Annotated in this window: 12 protein-coding genes, 2 tRNA genes and 1 pseudogene; 6 read left to right on the plus strand and 9 right to left on the minus strand. The window is 68.1% G+C overall.

Annotated features, from left to right (window positions below):
* Positions 1-291: 291 nt before the first annotated feature.
* From ACZ51D_RS04660 to ACZ51D_RS04700, 9 genes and pseudogenes are all read right to left on the minus strand, one after another.
* Complete coding sequence (locus tag ACZ51D_RS04660) at positions 292-1,803, minus strand: terminase TerL endonuclease subunit (protein ID WP_465661213.1); 1,512 nt, start codon at positions 1,801-1,803, stop codon at positions 292-294.
* On the minus strand, positions 1,803-2,276 hold the full coding sequence (locus ACZ51D_RS04665) for a P27 family phage terminase small subunit (RefSeq protein ID WP_465661215.1): 474 nt from the start codon (positions 2,274-2,276) through the stop codon (positions 1,803-1,805). Before ACZ51D_RS04665 ends, ACZ51D_RS04660 begins: the two co-directional genes overlap by 1 nt.
* 177 nt (positions 2,277-2,453) lie before the next feature.
* A complete protein-coding gene (locus ACZ51D_RS04670; RefSeq protein WP_465661216.1) occupies positions 2,454-2,786 on the minus strand; it encodes an HNH endonuclease in 333 nt (110 codons plus the stop codon).
* A gap of 370 nt (positions 2,787-3,156) precedes the next feature.
* Positions 3,157-3,480: an HNH endonuclease signature motif containing protein gene (locus ACZ51D_RS04675; protein ID WP_465661218.1), complete on the minus strand. Its 324-nt coding sequence runs from the start codon at positions 3,478-3,480 to the stop codon at positions 3,157-3,159.
* A 165-nt stretch (positions 3,481-3,645) separates the two neighbouring features.
* Positions 3,646-3,719: transfer RNA gene (locus tag ACZ51D_RS04680), tRNA-Leu, on the minus strand.
* A 128-nt stretch (positions 3,720-3,847) separates the two neighbouring features.
* Positions 3,848-3,920 (minus strand) — tRNA-Val (locus tag ACZ51D_RS04685).
* A gap of 382 nt (positions 3,921-4,302) precedes the next feature.
* Positions 4,303-6,042, minus strand: coding sequence for a recombinase family protein (locus ACZ51D_RS04690; protein WP_465661219.1), 1,740 nt, complete (start codon positions 6,040-6,042; stop codon positions 4,303-4,305).
* 49 nt (positions 6,043-6,091) lie between these two features.
* Positions 6,092-7,225: pseudogene (locus tag ACZ51D_RS04695) on the minus strand (LON peptidase substrate-binding domain-containing protein); the annotation flags it as partial.
* Positions 7,226-7,510: 285 nt separating this feature from the next.
* Positions 7,511-8,296: a rhomboid-like protein gene (locus tag ACZ51D_RS04700; protein ID WP_465617590.1), complete on the minus strand. Its 786-nt coding sequence runs from the start codon at positions 8,294-8,296 to the stop codon at positions 7,511-7,513.
* A 563-nt stretch (positions 8,297-8,859) separates the two neighbouring features.
* Between ACZ51D_RS04700 and ACZ51D_RS04705 the strand changes: the two genes are divergently transcribed.
* From ACZ51D_RS04705 to ACZ51D_RS04730, 6 genes are all read left to right on the plus strand, one after another.
* Positions 8,860-9,594, plus strand: coding sequence for a response regulator transcription factor (locus ACZ51D_RS04705; protein WP_360498557.1), 735 nt, complete (start codon positions 8,860-8,862; stop codon positions 9,592-9,594).
* Positions 9,595-9,687: 93 nt separating this feature from the next.
* Complete coding sequence (locus tag ACZ51D_RS04710; RefSeq protein ID WP_360498556.1) at positions 9,688-10,875, plus strand: sensor histidine kinase; 1,188 nt, start codon at positions 9,688-9,690, stop codon at positions 10,873-10,875.
* 233 nt (positions 10,876-11,108) lie between these two features.
* Complete coding sequence (locus ACZ51D_RS04715; RefSeq protein WP_465617588.1) at positions 11,109-14,855, plus strand: multifunctional oxoglutarate decarboxylase/oxoglutarate dehydrogenase thiamine pyrophosphate-binding subunit/dihydrolipoyllysine-residue succinyltransferase subunit; 3,747 nt, start codon at positions 11,109-11,111, stop codon at positions 14,853-14,855.
* A gap of 268 nt (positions 14,856-15,123) precedes the next feature.
* Positions 15,124-17,124: a serine/threonine-protein kinase gene (locus ACZ51D_RS04720; RefSeq protein WP_360510026.1), complete on the plus strand. Its 2,001-nt coding sequence runs from the start codon at positions 15,124-15,126 to the stop codon at positions 17,122-17,124.
* Between the two features lie 46 nt (positions 17,125-17,170).
* A complete protein-coding gene (locus ACZ51D_RS04725) occupies positions 17,171-17,350 on the plus strand; it encodes a DUF6104 family protein (protein ID WP_360253909.1) in 180 nt (59 codons plus the stop codon).
* Between the two features lie 226 nt (positions 17,351-17,576).
* Positions 17,577-18,479 (plus strand): DUF4097 family beta strand repeat-containing protein, encoded by a 903-nt coding sequence (locus tag ACZ51D_RS04730; protein WP_465617585.1) that lies wholly within the window; start codon positions 17,577-17,579, stop codon positions 18,477-18,479.
* Position 18,480 lies beyond the last annotated feature (1 nt).

The raw sequence follows: 18,480 nt of genomic DNA on the forward strand, positions 1-18,480 counted from the left end.
GGCTGCCATTGGTGGGGATTGCCCACGGATCACCAGCGCCCGAGGGGGCGTAAACGCGCTTCTCTAGCGCGCGTCGAAACAGGCTCACCGGTCAATCACCCACCCAACCACCAGCAGCGCCACGCCAAGCAGCGCAACACCAGCGGCCACATGCCATGACCACGCGGCGCCAACTAGGCAGCCAATACCTGCCACGTCGGCGACTTCGGATATCACACGGCGGACGACGTGCGGCGAACTAGTGCGCTTCACGCGCCACCCCCCACCACCCCCGAAATTTCGGGGGTGCTTCTAAAGGTCGGCCCAAGACCAGAATTGAGGCTCAGGGTCCCTCTCGGGTTCCTGGCAAGCGCGATCAAGCGCCATTACTGCGGAAACTGCAAGGTCGATCTTCCGGGGGCTCCCCTTGGAATCCTTGGAGATGCGGGAACCGCGCGCGTCGGTTCGGATTACGCAGTTGGCAACATGCCGCGCTAGGCGGGGATCACCAGAATGCGTAATCGTGCGGTTCATGACCGCTTCAAAGAACCGTTGCGTGGCAGGAACCATGCGGGTGGGAGACTGTGGGAATTCCACGATCGGCAAACCCTCATTCTCAAGAATGTGGTAGGTGCGCGACCAGCGGTAGGGGTCGCAAGCGATCTCCCGAACCTGCCAACGTCGGCACGCCTTGCGGATTTCCTCTTCTACGTCGATTACCGGGACGGTCCAGTCATTGCCGGTGCCTGCGGGCTTTTCCCATGCGGCCACGACGTCAACGTGTGGAGCCTGATTCTCAGACGGAACGCTAACGACCACCATTGCTGTACTGTCGTTGTTGAAACTGCCGTCAAAACCGATGATCACCTCTGCGCCGTCCGGAATGGACACGGATTCGTCAGCGCAGGATTCCCACGCACCGCCGGGGAACCACGCTTGCGCGGTGGAAACCCACTGGTTTAGCCGCTTGGTGCGGTACTCCCCTTCCGGGGTGCGGAGAACTGCCGAATGGAAGTCATCCGCCGAAACAATGTCGCCGTACCCGGGGTTAGCGGCGCTCCACACGCTTTCGTCGCGGTGGTCGGATTGCTCCGGAGCGCCCCACCATTCAAAGTAGAACGTCGGGTCTTCAATCTCGCCGGTAGCGATGCGACAGCCGTACTGGTACATGCCGTAGCACAGCGAATCACCGCCGCTGCTGTCGCTCTTAACACCAGCGGTCGTAATGCCGACTAGAAGCGGCTCACGACGGGCGCCGGTAGCAAGGGCCATGACGTCCCATAGCTCACGCGAAGGCTGCGCATGGACCTCATCGAATAGGACGAGATGCGGGTTGAGACCTTCCTTGGTGAATGCCTCGGCCGACAGCACGCGGTATACCGAACCCGTTGACGGGAACTCGATTGCGTCGCGGTAAAGCTTGAATAGGCCGCCAAAACGGGGCTCAAGCTCAATCATTTTCTTGGCTACGCCGAAAACAATTCGCGCCTGTTCCTTGTCGGCAGCGCAGGAAAAGACCTCGCCACCCTTGGGGCCGAAAGCAAGCCCGTACAGCGCGATTCCGGCGCCTAGCGCACTCTTGCCGTTCTTTCGGGGAATGCCAATGAGCGCCTGTCGATGCTTGAGAAGTCCGTCAGCGCGCCGAGCAAACAGGCGGTCGGTCATCTCCGTTTGCCACGGGCGCATAACCATAGGCTCACCGGCGCTGCCACCTACGGAATCCTTGGTGACCCGAAGAAATTGGGTGAACTGGTCAAAGTCGGCACCGTCGCCACGGGCAATTTCCTCGGCCGTAACCGGCGTCAGCCACAAGGGGGCGATCATTAGCCCTCCCGGGTTGCGCGCTTGGCTAGCATCTCCTCAAACGCGTTTTTCGCCTTTACTTCGGCCAACCCCATACGGGTTCGGTCGGAAGGCGTATAGCCGAGTGACGCTAGGACGGAATGAAGTTGCTTTCGGTTGGTGGACAGCGCGCCGACGATCGGGTTAATGACCGGGTAGCCCTTTTCTGTAATGAATACGCGGCCATTCTCGTCAATTTCGCGCTGCATTTCTGCGCACTCGTCAACGAGCCGGGCGGCAAGTTCCACGGTCGGGCGATCAGTACCGGCAAGCCATGGGGTGGAAGCAACCACACCCCGGATAAACTCGACACCAGCCGCGCCTAGGTCGGCAGGCGGATCAAACGGCAGCTCAGGAAGGGCTGTGACAGCCCCTACAGGGGCCAACGGACGCTGTCCGGGGTTCCCGAGCTTCCTCTTGCGCTCCGCCGGTAGAGGCGGCCGTCCAGCAACCACCTATACCCCCCGGTCATAATTTCGCAGCCGTGTTTGTTTCCTGGGGGCCGGGTCCCTGAAGCGTTACGACGTAGACTTACGACCGCCCCCCATGCCCCCTAATGTCCGTTTTGGCAGTCACACTAAGTAAGCTGCGCAGGTGGCAGGGGGTAAGCGGCTGAACAGCGCTGCCGAGCTTCACCGGGCAGGCCGGTCACGCTTCCTGGCATTGCACTGTCGGCAGAGCACTTGGAGATTATCCCTAGTACTAGCTCCACCATTGGCCTTAGGGATGATGTGGTCTACCGTGAGATCATTGCTGAAATGCGACGCTACCCGATATCCCTTACACCAATCTCCATACACAGAGCGGTGTTGCTCTAGCACTGTCTTAGCTATTGCTCGCCACTGTGCACCATATCCACGGGCAGTGCTACTGCCACGCCTAGCAAGGAATTGCGCATGGTGCGCATCACAGCGTGAGGGATTACTGGTAAGCCTGCCGCAATCCAGGCAGGGCCTTTTCGGCACGCCTACCAACTAGAGGGCATAGTAGGGCCGGGATTGCTAACCAGCGGAGTAGGAGGCGGCAAAGACTCCGGCGTACAAGTGCACTTCGGCGGAGCTGCACACGCCGAAGCATGTACGTGCTGCGCCACATCCTTGGAAATCGCATGGGTGGCACACGACAGCACAGACACCAGCGTATCGGCAGCCGTAGGCATGGGGCCGAATACAGGCGCAGGTCCCGCCGGATCGGCAAGCTGAATAGCCAGATCACGGCGCGTCCGTTCCGCATGGACGGCTTCCGCTAGTTCGGAGTCCGTAGGACGGCGCGACCACTGCACAACAGGCGCATTGGCGCAGCCACTAACAGCGCAAGCGGTACTCAAGCGGCCCCCTAAAACGGCGTGGTCTGAAAGTCAAAATCAACCCGCGTCTTGGCCTTGTGACATGGGCGGCAGAGAACTTGAACGTTCCCGTCTACGTCTTCGCCACCAAGGGCAAGCGGGGTGATGTGGTCGATATCAGCGGCAGAGGGAAACACGCGGCACGGGCAATTCGCGCATTGGACCATCCCAGACTTACGGATGGTCGAGCGGAGTCTTGCGGCAGCGTTGTTTCCGCGCGCTATGGCCTCACGGCGCTTCCGGCGCGTCCGGATGGTCGGGAGGGCCAGGAAGGCCGCATGATGGGCCGCACAGCGTCCCCGGTGGGTCGCCATGGCCAGACAGTCAAGGCAGGGTGTTGGCACTGCTGACCGTCCCTCACATGCCGTACCACCCCCGAAATTTCGGGGGTGGTCAAGTTGTTGATAGACCCGGGCAGTTCGCCGGATGGGGAGTGCATGCCACCCGTAGCCCCCGTGCGGGGGTCGCTATCAACTCCGTAGCCACTTCCGGACTCGAACCGGAATCATCACGCTCCTAAGGCGCGCGCCTCTACCAATTGGGCTAAGCGGCCATGCAGTCTCGGCCGGATTTGAACCGGCATTGCCCCGTCTCCCGGAGAGTCCTTTTCATTGAACGACGAGACCGACAGGAAACGTAACGGCGGCCACCGCACGTACCTGCCAAGGGTGCGACCCTTTGTCGGCACGGAGGGACTTGAACCCCCAACATCCGGTTTGTAGGACCGGCGCTCTTCCCATTGAGCTACGTGCCGTGAATACCCGCTTGCGCTCAGAACCATGGACGGGAGAGAGCGTCAACGTGGGATCGCAAGCGGGAACTTAGAAAGCAGGCACTCAGACCGCCTGCCATGTCGGGGGTGCGCGGTAGCCCGCTCTCTCATTGGTAACTAGAGGGCAACGCATTCCTAGCGCGCAGGGCGTTCCGGCCGATGTAGATATGTAGGTTGGAAGTGCGTTTCAGGTTTCCTTATAGAGTTCTATATGCATTACCAGAATCACTATCCAAACTACATATCTACATGGCCAAGGGGGTTAATTCGGAATTCCTTGCCCGCGCACCCCGCGCTGTAGCCCAGAAATGCCAAAAGGCGGCCACCGAAGTGACCGCCCATGACTCAGTAAGGCTACCCTTACTTACTCCTCGTCTTCCTCCGTCTCGTCCGCACGTCGGACGAAATCGACCGTCACCCGGTCTTCTGGCCGGTTGGTCTTGCCGTGGATGCTGGCCTTGTGGATCGTTACCCGGGCTACGAATAGCTTCACGAAGTCTCGCCGCTCAGCGATAGTTGCGCCGTGCCACCAGGAACCCGGGCCGATCGGGTCCACATCTGGGAAGTCTTCCGGCAGCCACTCCCAGATGGGCAGGGAAGGCGAGTCAAGCTCTTCCAGTTGGCCTAGCCGGTGTTCGACGCCTTCCAGCCGCGTAGTGAGCGTTTGCTGAGCCTTGAGGAACGCCTTGCGCCCAATGGTGCCGTTGTAGCCACCGGCCGCACGATCCTCGTAGAGCTCTTCCAGCGTCCGCACCATGTCCGCCCTCTCGGCGACCAGCGAACGGCGCTCTCCAGCCCGCTCAGGGGCTTCCACGGACCGTGCGAACCGGCGCGTGGCTTCCGCGATGATCTCCGCCGCCGTATCGTCGTCTTCCGCTGTGCTGATCACGGCGAAGATGCGGCGGGCTACGAACTGGTCTACACCAGCCATTTGGATGGTGCACGCGCCTGCGTGGCTGCCGGGAATGACCTTGATGCCGCGCTTGCAGTGGTACGCGCTTTTCTGGGGCTCAGCCGACTTCTGGTGGCCAACCATCACGGTGCCGCACTCGCAGTAAAGGCGGTCCATTGCGGTGAGCAGCGCTTGACCCTGGTACTGGCCTTTGCCACGGCCACGGCCGTCTAGCCAGTCTTGCAGCTCTTCCCACTCGGACCGGGTAAGAATCCCGCCGCATTCCAGCATGAGCGGCTGCATGGTCTCCGGGTTGCGGAGAATGCGGTAGCCCTGAACATTGCGGGTCTTCTTTCCGTTCTTGTCCTCGCGGAAAATGGTCTCCGCCTGCATGCCTGCAATGCGGGGGTCGCGCAGAATGCGCTTGAGGGTAGCGGGATCCCACGTGCTTCCGGTGGTGCGCTTGTTAGTGGTCTTGCCACGGGTTGGCACGTTGTTCGCCACAAGTTCGCGGCAGATGTTCGTAAGGGACCCGGGGAACGGCTTGCCCCGCACAGGAGTAACCGGCTTGTCCTTGTGGTCTCGGATGGTTTCCCAGACATGCCGGACTACCCGCGCTTCGGTGCGCACAATCTTGAGCCGCTGAATGACTACCGGGCGGTCGCGGTCGGCAGGGTTTGGGACGGTAACCGGCGTCATGACGAATCCGTAAGGCGCCTTGCCGACAATTCCGCCGAGACTACGCGCGAGATCATGCGCGCCACGAACGGCGGTGCTCTTGTTCTTGCTTTCGTTGTGCGCTTGGTCGAGCCGCATAATCAGATGGATAAGGTCCATCAGATTGCCCCGGCGGAATTCGCCTTCCGTCACGCTCACGATAGTGACGCCAAGGTTCAGCAATTCCGTGACTACCGGAATGGCGTCGAGGGGGTCCAATCGCGAAAAGCGCGAGACGTAGAGAACAACAATCATATTCACTCGACCAGCGCGGCAGTCGGCCAGCAGGCGATCGAATTCGGGTCGCTCTACTTCCGAGAATGCGGAAGTTCCGGGCTTCTCAGAATAGTGCCCCACCCATACAATGTCCTCGCCCCTTTGTGCCCGCTTGCTGACCTCGTCCCGGTTGGACGCGCGCTGTGTGGCCGGTGACGCCGTACTCCGGTTGCCGCGCTCTTCAGACTGCCGGTCGTAGCCTGCTGCGTGAATGGTCATGCCCGTTACCACCCCTGGTGTCATGGTCAAAAGTGTAGCTCACCCAACTGAGCGAGGTCTTGCCGACGCCGGGCGGGCCGACCAGGGCCAGCACCGCGCCTCCTCGGCGGCCGCCGATCAGGCCGAGCCCCTGGTCTGCCCGGCGCTTGCGGACGGCGAGGTACTCGACGATGCGCTCCTTCACGTCGGCCAGGCCGGCGTGGTCGGCGTCCAGCACCGCGCGGGCGCCGGCGATGTCGTAGGCGTCCTCGCTCCGCTCGTTCCAGGGCAGTTCCAGGACGGTGTCCAGCCAGGTGCGGATCCAGGAGCCCTCGGGGGACTGGTCGGACGCGCGCTCCAGCTTGTCGACCTCCTTGAGCGCGGCCTCGCGGACCTTCTCGGGCAGGTCGGCGGCCTCGACCCGGGCGCGGTAGTCGCCCTCCTCGTCGGCCGCTTCGCCGTTCAGCTCGGCCAGCTCCTTGCGGACGGCGTCCAGCTGGCGGCGGAGCAGGAACTCCTTCTGCTGCTTGGCCACGCCCTCCTCGACGTCCTTGCGGATGGTGTCGTTGACCTCCTCCTCGGCGAGGTGGTCGCGCAGCAGGGTCAGCGCGTACTCCAGGCGGGCGACCTGGTCGGCCTCCAGCAGCACCTTGAGCTTCTGCTCGGCGGTGGCGAAGGACGCGTAGCCGATGTTGTCGGCGAGTTCGCCGACGCCCTCGATCTGCGCCACCCGGTCCACGATCTGCCAGGCGCCGCGCTTGCGCAGCCACTGGGTGGACAGCGCCTTGTACTCCTTGACCAGCTCGGCGGCCCGGCCGGCCACCGGGGTGCCCACCGAGGACTCCCGGAACGGCGTGGTCTCCACCCAGAGGGCGGCGCCGGGGCCGGTGGTGCCGACGCCGATCCGGACCCGGCGCACGGCGCGCACCAGCGCGGCAGGCTGCCCGATCGTGCCCGGGCCATCGGCCAGCCGGCCGACCTGTTCCACGGTGGCCAGCGTGCCGACCGCCGCGTACGAGCCGTCCACCCGCGGGACCAGCAGGACCTGTGGCTTGGTGCCGCCGGCGGCCGCGGCCCGGGCGGCCTCGACCGCTGCGCGGACCTCGGTGTCCTTCAGGTCCAGCGGGACGACCATGCCCGGCAGGACGACCTCGTCGTCCAGCGGCAGCACGGGCAGGGTGAGCGGAGTGGACGTCGATGCCATGATCTCTCCCCAGTCAGTGAAGTTGAGTCGACCTGACTAAGGCCTGGCGGGCGCCGGATGTTCCCCGGACTTCGTTCGCCGTGAGCGAACACGATCCGGCCGGGAAGGCCCGCGGACGGGGCCGCGGGCGGGCCGTCAAAAGAACGTGAAAAGAGCGCTGAGTGATTCCTGGGAAACCCTCGGCACGCGAAGGGAGCGTCAAGCACGGAGAGCCCGGAGAAACCCGCGGAGCCCGCGGAGCCCGCGGAGCCCGCGGAGCCCGGAGCGGACTTCGGCGCGCGGACCTCAGCGCACGGCCCGCACGGGGGCCCCGCCGCGCGCGGGCGCGGGCACGGCGCCGCCGACCGTCGCCGCGGCCGGACGGAGCCGGGGCGGGCGCCGCTCGGTGCGGCGCAGCCAGCGCCACAGCGCCACCCCGGTGAGTACCGCCGCCGGGTGCCCCACCGCGGTGACGACGTCCTTGTCGGAGGCGATCTGCTCGGCGATCATCAGCCCGGCGCCGCCCAGCGCGAGCAGCCGCCCGCGCCAGGAGAGCAGCCCGGCCACCGCGCCCAGGCAGGCGAGCACGCCGTAGCTGACCCCGATGTCCAGGTGGTCCATCACCTCGGGCGCCATCCGCCCGGTCTCCACCGCGATGATCACCACGCCCTGGGAGAGCAGGGTGGCCGCGACGTGGCCGACCGCGAAGACCGCCGCCGCCCGGGCGGACCCGACCTTGCGCTCCAGTGGCGCGAGGGTGAACGCGAATCCCCAGAGATAGGGCATCCACACCTCGCCGGCCACCCAGAAACCACTCAGGACCAGGGCACGCAAAGGGTGCTGCAGCAGGTTGTGGCCGTCCGAGCTGGAAGCTTCCTGCAGTCGCTGCACGAGTTCCGGATCGGCGAATTTCGCGAAGGTCGTGGTGGCGCCCACGACCGCGAGGTATCCGAGCGTGAAGGGGTTGCGCCGGGGCGTGGGAACGCGGTCCAGCAGCCATTGGACGGCGCCGGCGCGCAGGCCGTGCCGGAGCATTCCGTACGGCGCTCCCGCGGGCACGCGCCCGTCGGCACCCTGCCGCAGTCCCGCCATGCCGCCTCCGCTCCACACCCGCAGCCACCGGCTCCCGCCCGGTGCCCAACGTACCGGCGCGCACCACGGATTCCGCCCGGTCGGGTGTTGTCGTGCCCACGGTACGTCGAGGTTCTGGGAGGCACCTGGGAAAAGCCGGTGAAGACCGTCGCCGCAGCGGAGTGCCGGATTCCAGGCATTGGTCCAGACCTTCTCCCGATTAACGCGTCAGTAGGGCCTCTGACCGGCGACTTGATGTCAACTCGACTGCATACGTACCGTTACGCAGTGAAAAATCGCCGGGTAAGGTATCGGCCCGTGCCCACTCGTGCAGTGGGTCCGCGGGCGGCCGGAACGGCCGGCCCACGGGCCGGAAACGTCCGGTCCACCTGCCGGAAAGCATCCGCTGTCCGTACGCTGCGAAGTGCGCGGGAGAAGTGGGCGGCCGACAAATCCGTCCTCGCCTCCCGATCACGCAACGGGACGGCGGACCCGGCACAGTCCACGACGGAACAAGACTACGAGCGGAGCCCCGCCATCCCCACAGGTGGCCGGCCCGCAGCCCTGGGGGCGGTGGCGTGACCGTGACAGAAATTCAGCAGGACAACCACACCGGCGGCACGGTGAGCAGCCAACGCAGAGTGCTGGTGGTGGAGGACGAGCCGACGATCGCCGAGTCGATCGCGGCCCGACTGGGTGCGGAGGGCTTCAAGGTCGCCGTGGCCCACGACGGCCCCGGCGCGGTCGACGGCTTCCACACCTGGCAGCCGGACCTTGTCGTCCTCGACATCATGCTGCCCGGCTTCGACGGCCTGGAGGTGTGCCGCCGGATCCAGGCCCAACGCCCGGTCCCGGTACTGATGCTGACCGCGCGCGACGACGAGACGGACCTGCTGGTCGGCCTCGGCGTCGGTGCGGACGACTACATGACCAAGCCGTTCTCGATGCGCGAACTGGCCGCCCGGGTCAACGTGCTGCTGCGCCGCGTCGAGCGCGCCCAGCAGGCCGCCCGGACACCCGCGCTCGGCAGCCTGCGCTTCGGTGAACTGGAGATCGACCACGTGCAGCGCCGGGTCCGGCTGGCCTCGGGCGACGTCCACCTGACGCCGACCGAGTTCGACCTGCTCGCCTGCCTGGCCGCCCAGCCGCGCGCGGTGCTCACCCGCGAGCAGCTGCTGGCCGAGGTCTGGGACTGGACCGACGCGTCCGGCACCCGCACCGTGGACAGCCACGTCAAGGCACTGCGCCGGAAGATCGGCGCCAGCTGGATCCGCACCGTGCACGGTGTCGGGTACGCACTGGAGGCCCCGCTCTCCTGACGGCGAGCCTCGGGCGACGGGCCACCGGGGGGCCCGTGTCCCGATCGACGCCGTGCCACCACGCGGGGGACACACGCGGGACCACAGGGACCAATGACCTTTCCACAGCAACGCAACGGGGAATCCGACGGCGCGCGGCCGCAGCCGCTGGCCGTCCGTGCCGCCCGCCGGGTCTGGGCCGACATCCGGCCGCTCGACCCGGTCCGCTCGATCAAGGGCAAACTCGCCCTGCTCGTGATCGTCTCCGTGTTCCTGGCCACCGGGATGGTGGTCGTGGCGATCAGGTCCGAGACCCAGATCCGGATCATCATGGTCTTCTCCATGATCGCCTCGCTGCTCTTCATGCAGTTCCTCGCGCACGGGCTGACCGCCCCCCTGCGCGAGATGACGGACGCCGCCCGCGCGATGGCCTCCGGCGACTACAGCCGCCGGGTCGAGGTGAGCTCGCGCGACGAGATCGGCGAACTGGCGGCCGCCTTCAACGGGATGGCCGCCGACCTGGAGGCCGCCGACCAGCACCGCCGCGAGCTGGTCGCCAACGTCTCGCACGAGCTGCGCACGCCGATCGCCGCGCTGCGCGCCGTCCTGGAGAACGTGGTCGACGGCGTCGTCCAGCCCAATCCGGCGACCCTGGGGGCCGCGCTGGAGCAGACCGAGCGGCTCGGCCGCCTGGTCACCCACCTGCTCGACCTCTCCAAGATCGACGGCGGCGTGGTCGACCTGGACGCCCGCCCCTTCGAGGTGCGCGAGTTCCTGGACGGCGTGCTGCGCGGGGTCACCGTGGACGGCGCGACGGCGGGCGGGGCCTTCTCCCGGCGCGGGGACGTCCGGCTGGCCCTGGAGGTCAGTCCGGCCGGCCTGACCGGCGTGGCGGACCCGGAACGGCTCCACCAGGTGGTCGCCAACCTGGTCGACAACGCCTGCAAGCACTCGCCGCCCGGCGGCACCGTGACGGTGCGCGCGCGCCCCGGCGGCGAGGACGGCGCCCTGCTGCTGGAGGTCCAGGACGAGGGCCCGGGCATCCCCCTGGCCGACCGCACCCGGGTCTTCGAGCGGTTCAGCCGCAGCGGCACCGCGACCGCGTCCGGAGCGGGCGCGGACGGCGGCACCGGCCTGGGCCTGGCCATCGCCCGCTGGGCGGTGGAGCTGCACGGCGGACGGATCGCGGTGGCCGAGTCGCCGAGCGGCTGCCGGATCGAGGTCCGCCTGCCCGGGCAGCGTCAGGACGACGGCCGGGACATTTGTCACAGATCCGACACAGACGCATACGAAGATCGTTAGAGGATTTCCGCAGGTCTTTGTCCGGTTTCATCCGGATATAGACGCAGTTCGGGGCCGATCGCTTCCCTGCAGATACGGCTTTCTAACGCACTTTTTCAGCCAAAGTGCAGGTCAGGACTGTGATCTGGACGACGCCTGGCCCCCGGGGACTGCGCGATCACCGGTCAGGGGCGTAGCCTTAATCCCCGCTGTCCAAACATCCCAAAAGGAAGCGGAAGAGGGCGGTTGCCGCCGTGTCGCCACAGTCCCCTGAAACCCCCAACAGCTCGGCTAGCTCCACAGGCTTCGGCCCCAATGAGTGGCTCGTCGACGAGATCTACCAGCAGTACCTCCAGGACCCGAACTCGGTCGACCGAGCCTGGTGGGACTTTTTCGCCGACTACAAGCCCGGTACCGAGGTGACCCCAGTGACCCAGGCCGCGACCCAGGCCGGCCCCACGCCGACCCCTGCCGCTGCCCCCGCGCCCGCCGCCGCTGCTCCGGCCGCGACCGCCCCCGCCGCACCGGCCGCCCAGGCCGCTCCGGCGCCGGCTGCCGCCCCGCTCGCCGCCGCGCCCGCCGCGCCCCCGGCTCCGAAGGCCGCCGCCCCGGCCGCGGCCGCGCCCGCCGCCACCGCCGGACCCGAACTGGTCCAGCTGCGCGGCCCGGCGAAGGCCGTCGCCACCAACATGGACGCCTCGCTGGAGGTGCCGACCGCCACCTCGGTCCGCGCCGTGCCGGCAAAGCTGTTGATCGACAACCGCATCGTCATCAACAACCACCTGCAGCGCGCCCGCGGTGGCAAGGTCTCCTTCACCCACCTGATCGGTTACGCCCTGGTCCAGGCCATCAAGGCCGCCCCGGGCATGAACCACAGCTACAAGGTGGAGGACGGCAAGGCCTTCCTGGTCAAGCCGGAGCACGTCAACCTCGGCCTGGCCATCGACCTGGTCAAGCCGAACGGCGACCGCCAGCTCGTCGTCGCGGCCATCAAGAAGGCCGAGACGCTCGACTTCTTCGGCTTCTGGCAGGCCTACGAGGACATCGTCCGCCGGGCCCGCGCCAACAAGCTGACCATGGACGACTTCACCGGCGTCACGGTCTCGCTGACCAACCCCGGCGGCATCGGCACCGTGCACTCCGTGCCGCGCCTGATGCAGAACCAGGGCACCATCGTCGGCGTCGGCGCCATGGAGTACCCGGCCGAGTTCCAGGGCTCCGCCCCGGAGACCCTGTCCCGCCTGGGCGTCTCCAAGATCATGACGCTGACCTCGACCTACGACCACCGCGTCATCCAGGGCGCGGCGTCCGGCGAGTTCCTGCGCGAGATCCACCGTCTGCTGCTCGGCGAGAACGGCTTCTACGACGAGATCTTCGAGTCGCTGCGGATCCCGTACGAGCCGGTCCGCTGGGCCACCGACGTCGCCACCACCCACGACGACGAGGTCAACAAGACCGCGCGCGTCATGGAGCTGATCCACTCCTACCGGGTCCGCGGTCACCTGATGGCCGACACCGACCCGCTGGAGTACAAGCAGCGCAAGCACCCCGACCTGGACGTCACCACGCACGGCCTCACCCTGTGGGACCTGGAGCGCGAGTTCGCGGTCGGCGGCTTCGGCGGCCAGAAGATGATGAAGCTCCGCGACATCCTCGGCCTGCTGCGCAACACGTACTGCCGCACCGTCGGCATCGAGTACATGCACATCCAAGACCCGAAGCAGCGCAAGTGGCTGCAGGACCGCCTGGAGAAGCCGTACTCGAAGCCCGAGCGCGAGGAGCAGCTGCGGATCCTGCGCCGGCTGAACTCGGCCGAGGCGTTCGAGACCTTCCTGCAGACCAAGTACGTCGGGCAGAAGCGCTTCTCGCTGGAGGGCGGTGAGTCGCTGATCGCGCTGCTGGACGCGACCATCGACGCCGCCGCCGAGCACCGCATCGACGAGGCCGTCATCGGGATGGCCCACCGCGGCCGCCTGAACGTGCTGGCCAACATCGTCGGCAAGCCGTACGGCAAGATCTTCGGCGAGTTCGAGGGCAACCTCGACCCGAAGTCGATGCACGGCTCCGGCGACGTCAAGTACCACCTGGGCGCCGAGGGCACCTTCACCGGCCTGGACGGCGAGACCATCAAGGTCTCGCTCGCCGCGAACCCCTCCCACCTGGAGGCCGTGGACCCGGTCGTCGAGGGCATCGCCCGCGCCAAGCAGGACATCCTGGACCAGGGCGGCACCACCTTCCCGGTGCTGCCGATCCAGATCCACGGCGACGCGGCCTTCGCCGGCCAGGGCGTCGTCGCGGAGACCCTGAACATGTCGCAGCTGCGCGGCTACCGCACCGGCGGCACCGTGCACGTCGTGGTGAACAACCAGGTCGGCTTCACCGCCGCCCCGGCGTCCTCGCGCTCCTCGATGTACTGCACCGACGTGGCCCGCATGATCGAGGCCCCGATCTTCCACGTGAACGGCGACGACCCGGAGGCCGTGGTCCGCGTCGCGCGGCTCGCCTTCGAGTTCCGCCAGGAGTTCCACAAGGACGTGGTGATCGACCTCATCTGCTACCGCCGCCGCGGTCACAACGAGGCCGACAACCCGTCGTTCACCCAGCCGCTGATGTACGACCTGATCGACAAGAAGCGCTCGGTGCGCAAGCTGTACACCGAGGGCCTGATCGGTCGCGGCGACATCACCATGGAAGAGGCGGAGCAGGCGCTCCAGGACTTCCAGGGCCAGCTGGAGAAGGTCTTCGCCGAGGTCCGCGACGCGGCCCAGGCGCCGGCCGACGCCACCGCCGGCAAGCCGGTCGCCGACTTCCCGGTCTCCATCCAGACCGGCATCTCCCAGGAGATGGTCAAGCGGATCGCCGCCTCCCAGGTCAACCACCCGGACTGGCTGACGGTCCACCCGCGTCTGCTGCCGCAGCTGCAGCGCCGCGCCGGCTCGGTCGAGGACAACACCATCGACTGGGCGATGGGCGAGACCCTCGCCATCGGCTCGCTACTCATGGAGGGCCACCCGGTCCGCCTGGCCGGCCAGGACAGCCGCCGTGGCACCTTCGGCCAGCGGCACGCCGTCCTGATCGACCGCAAGACCGGCGAGGACTACACCCCGCTGCAGTACCTCACCGAGGACCAGGCCCGCTACACCGTCTACGACAGCCTGCTGTCGGAGTACGCGGCCATGGGCTTCGAGTACGGCTACTCGCTGACCCGCCCGAACGCGCTGGTCATGTGGGAGGCGCAGTTCGGCGACTTCGTCAACGGCGCGCAGACCATGGTGGACGAGTACATCGCCTCCGCCGAGCAGAAGTGGGGCCAGCACTCCGGCGTCACCCTGCTGCTGCCGCACGGCTACGAGGGCCAGGGCCCGGACCACTCGTCCGCCCGCCCGGAGCGCTTCCTGCAGATGTGCGCGCAGGACAACATGACGGTCGCCATGCCGACCCTGCCGTCGAACTACTTCCACCTGCTGCGCTGGCAGGCGCACAACCCGCACCACAAGCCGCTGGTCGTCTTCACCCCGAAGTCGATGCTGCGTCTGAAGGCCGCGGCGAGTGCGACCGAGGAGTTCCTGTCCGGCTCGTTCCGCCCGGTCATCGGCGACACCACCGTCGACCCGGCGCAGGTCCGCAAGGTGGTCATCACCGCCGGCAAGTTCTACTACGACCTGGAGGCGGCCCGCACCGAGCGCGGCGTCACCGACACCGCGATCGTCCGGGTCGAGCGGCTCTACCCGCTGCCGGTGGCCGAGCTCCAGGAGGAGCTGGCCCGCTACGGCGACAACGTCCAGTTCGTCTGGGCGCAGGAGGAGCCGGACAACCAGGGTGCCTGGCCGTTCATCGCGATGAACCTGGTCGACCACCTGCAGGTCGCCATCGGCCGCAGCGCCGGCGGCTCCCGCCTGCGCCGCGTCGCCCGCACGACGGCCTCGTCCCCGGCGGTCGGCTCGGCCAAGCGGCACATCGCCGAGCAGCAGGCGCTGATCGAAGAGGTCTTCTCGCTCTGACGCCCTGAGGCTCCGGTGCCCTGACGCACCGAAACGACGCGGCCCCCACTCTCCCACCCGGGAGAGCGGGGGCCGCGTCGTTTCGGGGAGAACCGTTTCACCGCCGGGCCATGCCAAGGTCCCAGCTCTGCAACCAAACCAGAGCCCCGGTGCACGGGATCCTGACGGATCGATAGGTTATGCCTCGCCAGTAGGACGCCGGACGCCCGTCATCGCGCCCCGCCGACTCGGCCGTACCGCCTCACCGCTCTCCCAGGGGGATCACCACATGACCGCCGACACGCCTCGGGACGCCGAAAAGCTCCCGCCGGTCTTCCAGCCGCTCCTCCCGGACGACCCCAAGGAGGTCGGCGGCTACCGGCTGTTCGCCCGGCTCGGCGCCGGCGGCATGGGCCGGGTCTACCTGTCGTACACCCCGGGCGGGCGCCCGGTCGCGCTCAAGGTGGTGCGCCCGGAGTTCGCCGAGGACGGCGAGTTCCGCCGCCGCTTCGCCCAGGAGGTCAGCAACGCCCAGCGGATCCACGGGCTCTACACCGCGCAGGTGATCGACTCCGGCGGCCTGGACTCCGACGCCCCCTGGCTGGTCACCGCGTACGTCCCCGGCCCGTCCCTGCAGCAGGTGGTGCGCGAGCACGGCGCGCTGCCGGTACGCACCGTCCTGCTGCTGATGGGCGGCATCGCCGAGGCCCTGCAGGCGATCCACAGCGTCGAGGTGGTCCACCGCGACCTCAAGCCCGCCAACGTGCTGGTCGCCGGCGACGGCCCGCGGGTCATCGACTTCGGCATCGCCCGGGCCGCCGACGCCACCGCGCTGACCGGCACCGGCTACCGGATCGGCTCCCCCGCCTTCATGTCCCCCGAGCAGGCCCAGGGCCGCCCGGTCAGCCCGGCCACCGACGTCTTCGCGCTCGGCGCCCTTGCCGCGTACGTGGCCGGCGGCACCGCGCCGTTCGGCGACGGCCCGGACACCGCGGTGCTCTACCGGGTGGTGCACGAGGAGGCCGACCTGTCGGCCGTCCCCGCGGACCTGCGCGAACTGATCCAGCGCTGCCTGGCGAAGAGCCCGGAGGACCGCCCGAAGCCCGCCGAGATCATCCAGGTCGCCCGCAACCACCCGGAGGTCGGCGGCCAGCTGCGGTTCGGCGACGACTGGCTGCCGCGCCAGGTCAACACCGAGATCACCCGCCGCTCGGACCTGCCCAAGACTCCCCCGACCCCGCTGCCGGCCGCGCCCGCCACCCCGCCGACGCCGGTGCCCGCGATGCCCGCCGCCCCGGCCACTCCCCCGCCGCCGCCCGTCGCGCCGACCCACCCGGCCACCGTCCCGATCCACCCGGCGAACGCCGCGCACCCGCCGCAGCAGCCCGCGACGCCCCCGACGGGCTTCGCGCCGCCGCCGCTCGGCTCGTACGGCGCCCCGCAGCCGCCCACCGAGTCGCCGACCGCCCCGGTGCTGACCTCGCCGCCGACCGTCCACCTGCAGCCGGAGCCGCCGTCCTTCGACACCCCGCCGCCCGGCCCGGTGGTGACCGCCGACCCGGCGCCCGAGCCGGAGCCCAAGCGCAAGGGCGGGGTGTCCTGGAAGGTGCTGCTCACCGTCGCCCTGGTGATGGCGGTCGGCGGCACCGCGGGCGGCGTGGTGCTCATGAAGAAGCTGGACGACGGCAAGAAGAAGGACACCAGCAGCAGCCAGTCCAGCCAGACCAGCCAGTCCGGCCCGAAGCCGGCGCCCAGCCAGAGCGACGGCACCTCCCCCAGCCCGAGCAGCACGTTCACCAACTCGCCGGTGACGGCCGCGCCCTCGAAGTCCGCCCCGGGCACCGTCTCGGCCCCCGCCCGGCCGAACGGCTACTCCCTGATGCTGGACAAGAAGTCGCTGGCGATCCCCGGGGCCGACTACTCCTCCGACTCCTACCGGATCGACCTGGACGCGGGCACCGTGGTGCCGCGCTCCAACGACATCAAGTGGGGCCTGGGCGTGGTCAACGCCGGCGGCGGCAGCGGCAGCAAGGCCAACTCCTTCACCAGCTACGGCGACAACAAGTCGGACTTCGCGGTGATCACCGAGCTGTCCGTCACCGCCGAGCAGTGCGCGGCCGCGATCGACTCCCGGCCGGACACCGACCTCTCGTACAACCGGGTGGCACCCGGCCGCCTGCTCTGCGTCCGCGACCGGGTCACCCACAACATCGCCATCGCGGCGATCGAACAGGCCGACCCGACCACCGGGGCCGCCAAGGTCACCGTCAGCACCTGGCGGGCCAGCTGACCGGTCTATCCTGACCAGGTCAATCCCCATCGGACCGGAGCGAACCGTGTACTTCACCGACCGAGGCATCGAGGAGCTGGCGAACCGGCGCGGCGAGGAGGAGGTCACCTTCGAGTGGCTGGCCGAGCGCCTGCGCGAGTTCGTCGACCTCAACCCGGACTTCGAGATCCCGGTCGAGCGGCTGGCCACCTGGCTGGCCCGGCTCGACGACGAGGACGACGAGTGACCCGGTGACGGCCGTCGAGAGGCCCGGGAGGCAACCGCCTCCCGGGCCTCTCGCGTGTCTCCGGGCGGTCTTCGCGGGTGTCCTCCCCCGGTGTCCCGTAGGGGAAGCCTCGGGGGCGGTTCGGGGTCGGGATCGGGGTCCGGCACACTTGACTCTCCCGGCACGCGATATATCGTCTTTTGCAGGGAACGCGATACATCGCGATCGGCAACGGGAGGCGGCAGAGATGAGCCAGTGGACGATCGAGGGGCCGGGCCGGACCACCTTCGACGAGGAGGTCCGCGCGCTGCACGTACGGATCATCGAGGGCACGGTGAACGTGGTGGCCGCCGAGGGCCCCGCCCGTCTGGAGGTCACCGAGCTGGAGGGTGACCCGCTGCACGTGACCGTGGTGGACGGCGTCCTGACGGTCACCTACAAGGACATCAACAGCTGGGGCGAGTTCGGCGACTGGCTCAAGTCGGTCGGCTCGGTCAAGAGCTTCTTCGGCACCCTCAAGCGCAAGCGGGTCGCCGGCATCACCCTGACCGTCCCGGCCGACGCCGACGTCAAGGTCGGCACCGTCTCCGCCGACGCCACCGTCTCCGGCATCGCCGGGCACGTCTCGGTGCAGAGCGCCAACGGTGACACCACGCTGGTCGGGCTGACCGGCCGCACCGACGCCAACACCGTCACCGGCGACATCGACGCCCAGGCGGTCGGCGGCCGGCTCCGGGTCAACAGCGTCTCCGGGCAGCTCACCGTGGTCGCCGGCACCGCCGACCGGATCCACGCCAACGCCGTCACCGGCGCCGTCACCCTGGACCTCGACGTCGACGGCGAGGCCGACGTCAAGGTCACCACCGTCAGCGGCCCGGTCGTGCTCCGGATCCCCTCCCGCACCGACGCCAGGGTCGAGGCCGGCTCCACCAGCGGCGACATCTCCAGCAGCTTCGAGCAGCTCAAGCTGAGCGGCAGCTGGGGCGCCAAGAAGCTGTCCGGCCAGCTCGGCGAGGGCCGCGGCAGCGTCAACGTCACCACCGTCTCCGGCGCGGTCACCGTGCTGAGCCGCCCCGAGCCCGAGGACGAGGGCCCGGCGAAGGAGCTTCCGGCCGCCCCCGGCAAGCCCGACCTCACCAAGGAGGCATGAG

The sequence above is a fragment of the Kitasatospora sp. NPDC033851 genome (assembly GCF_055576085.1).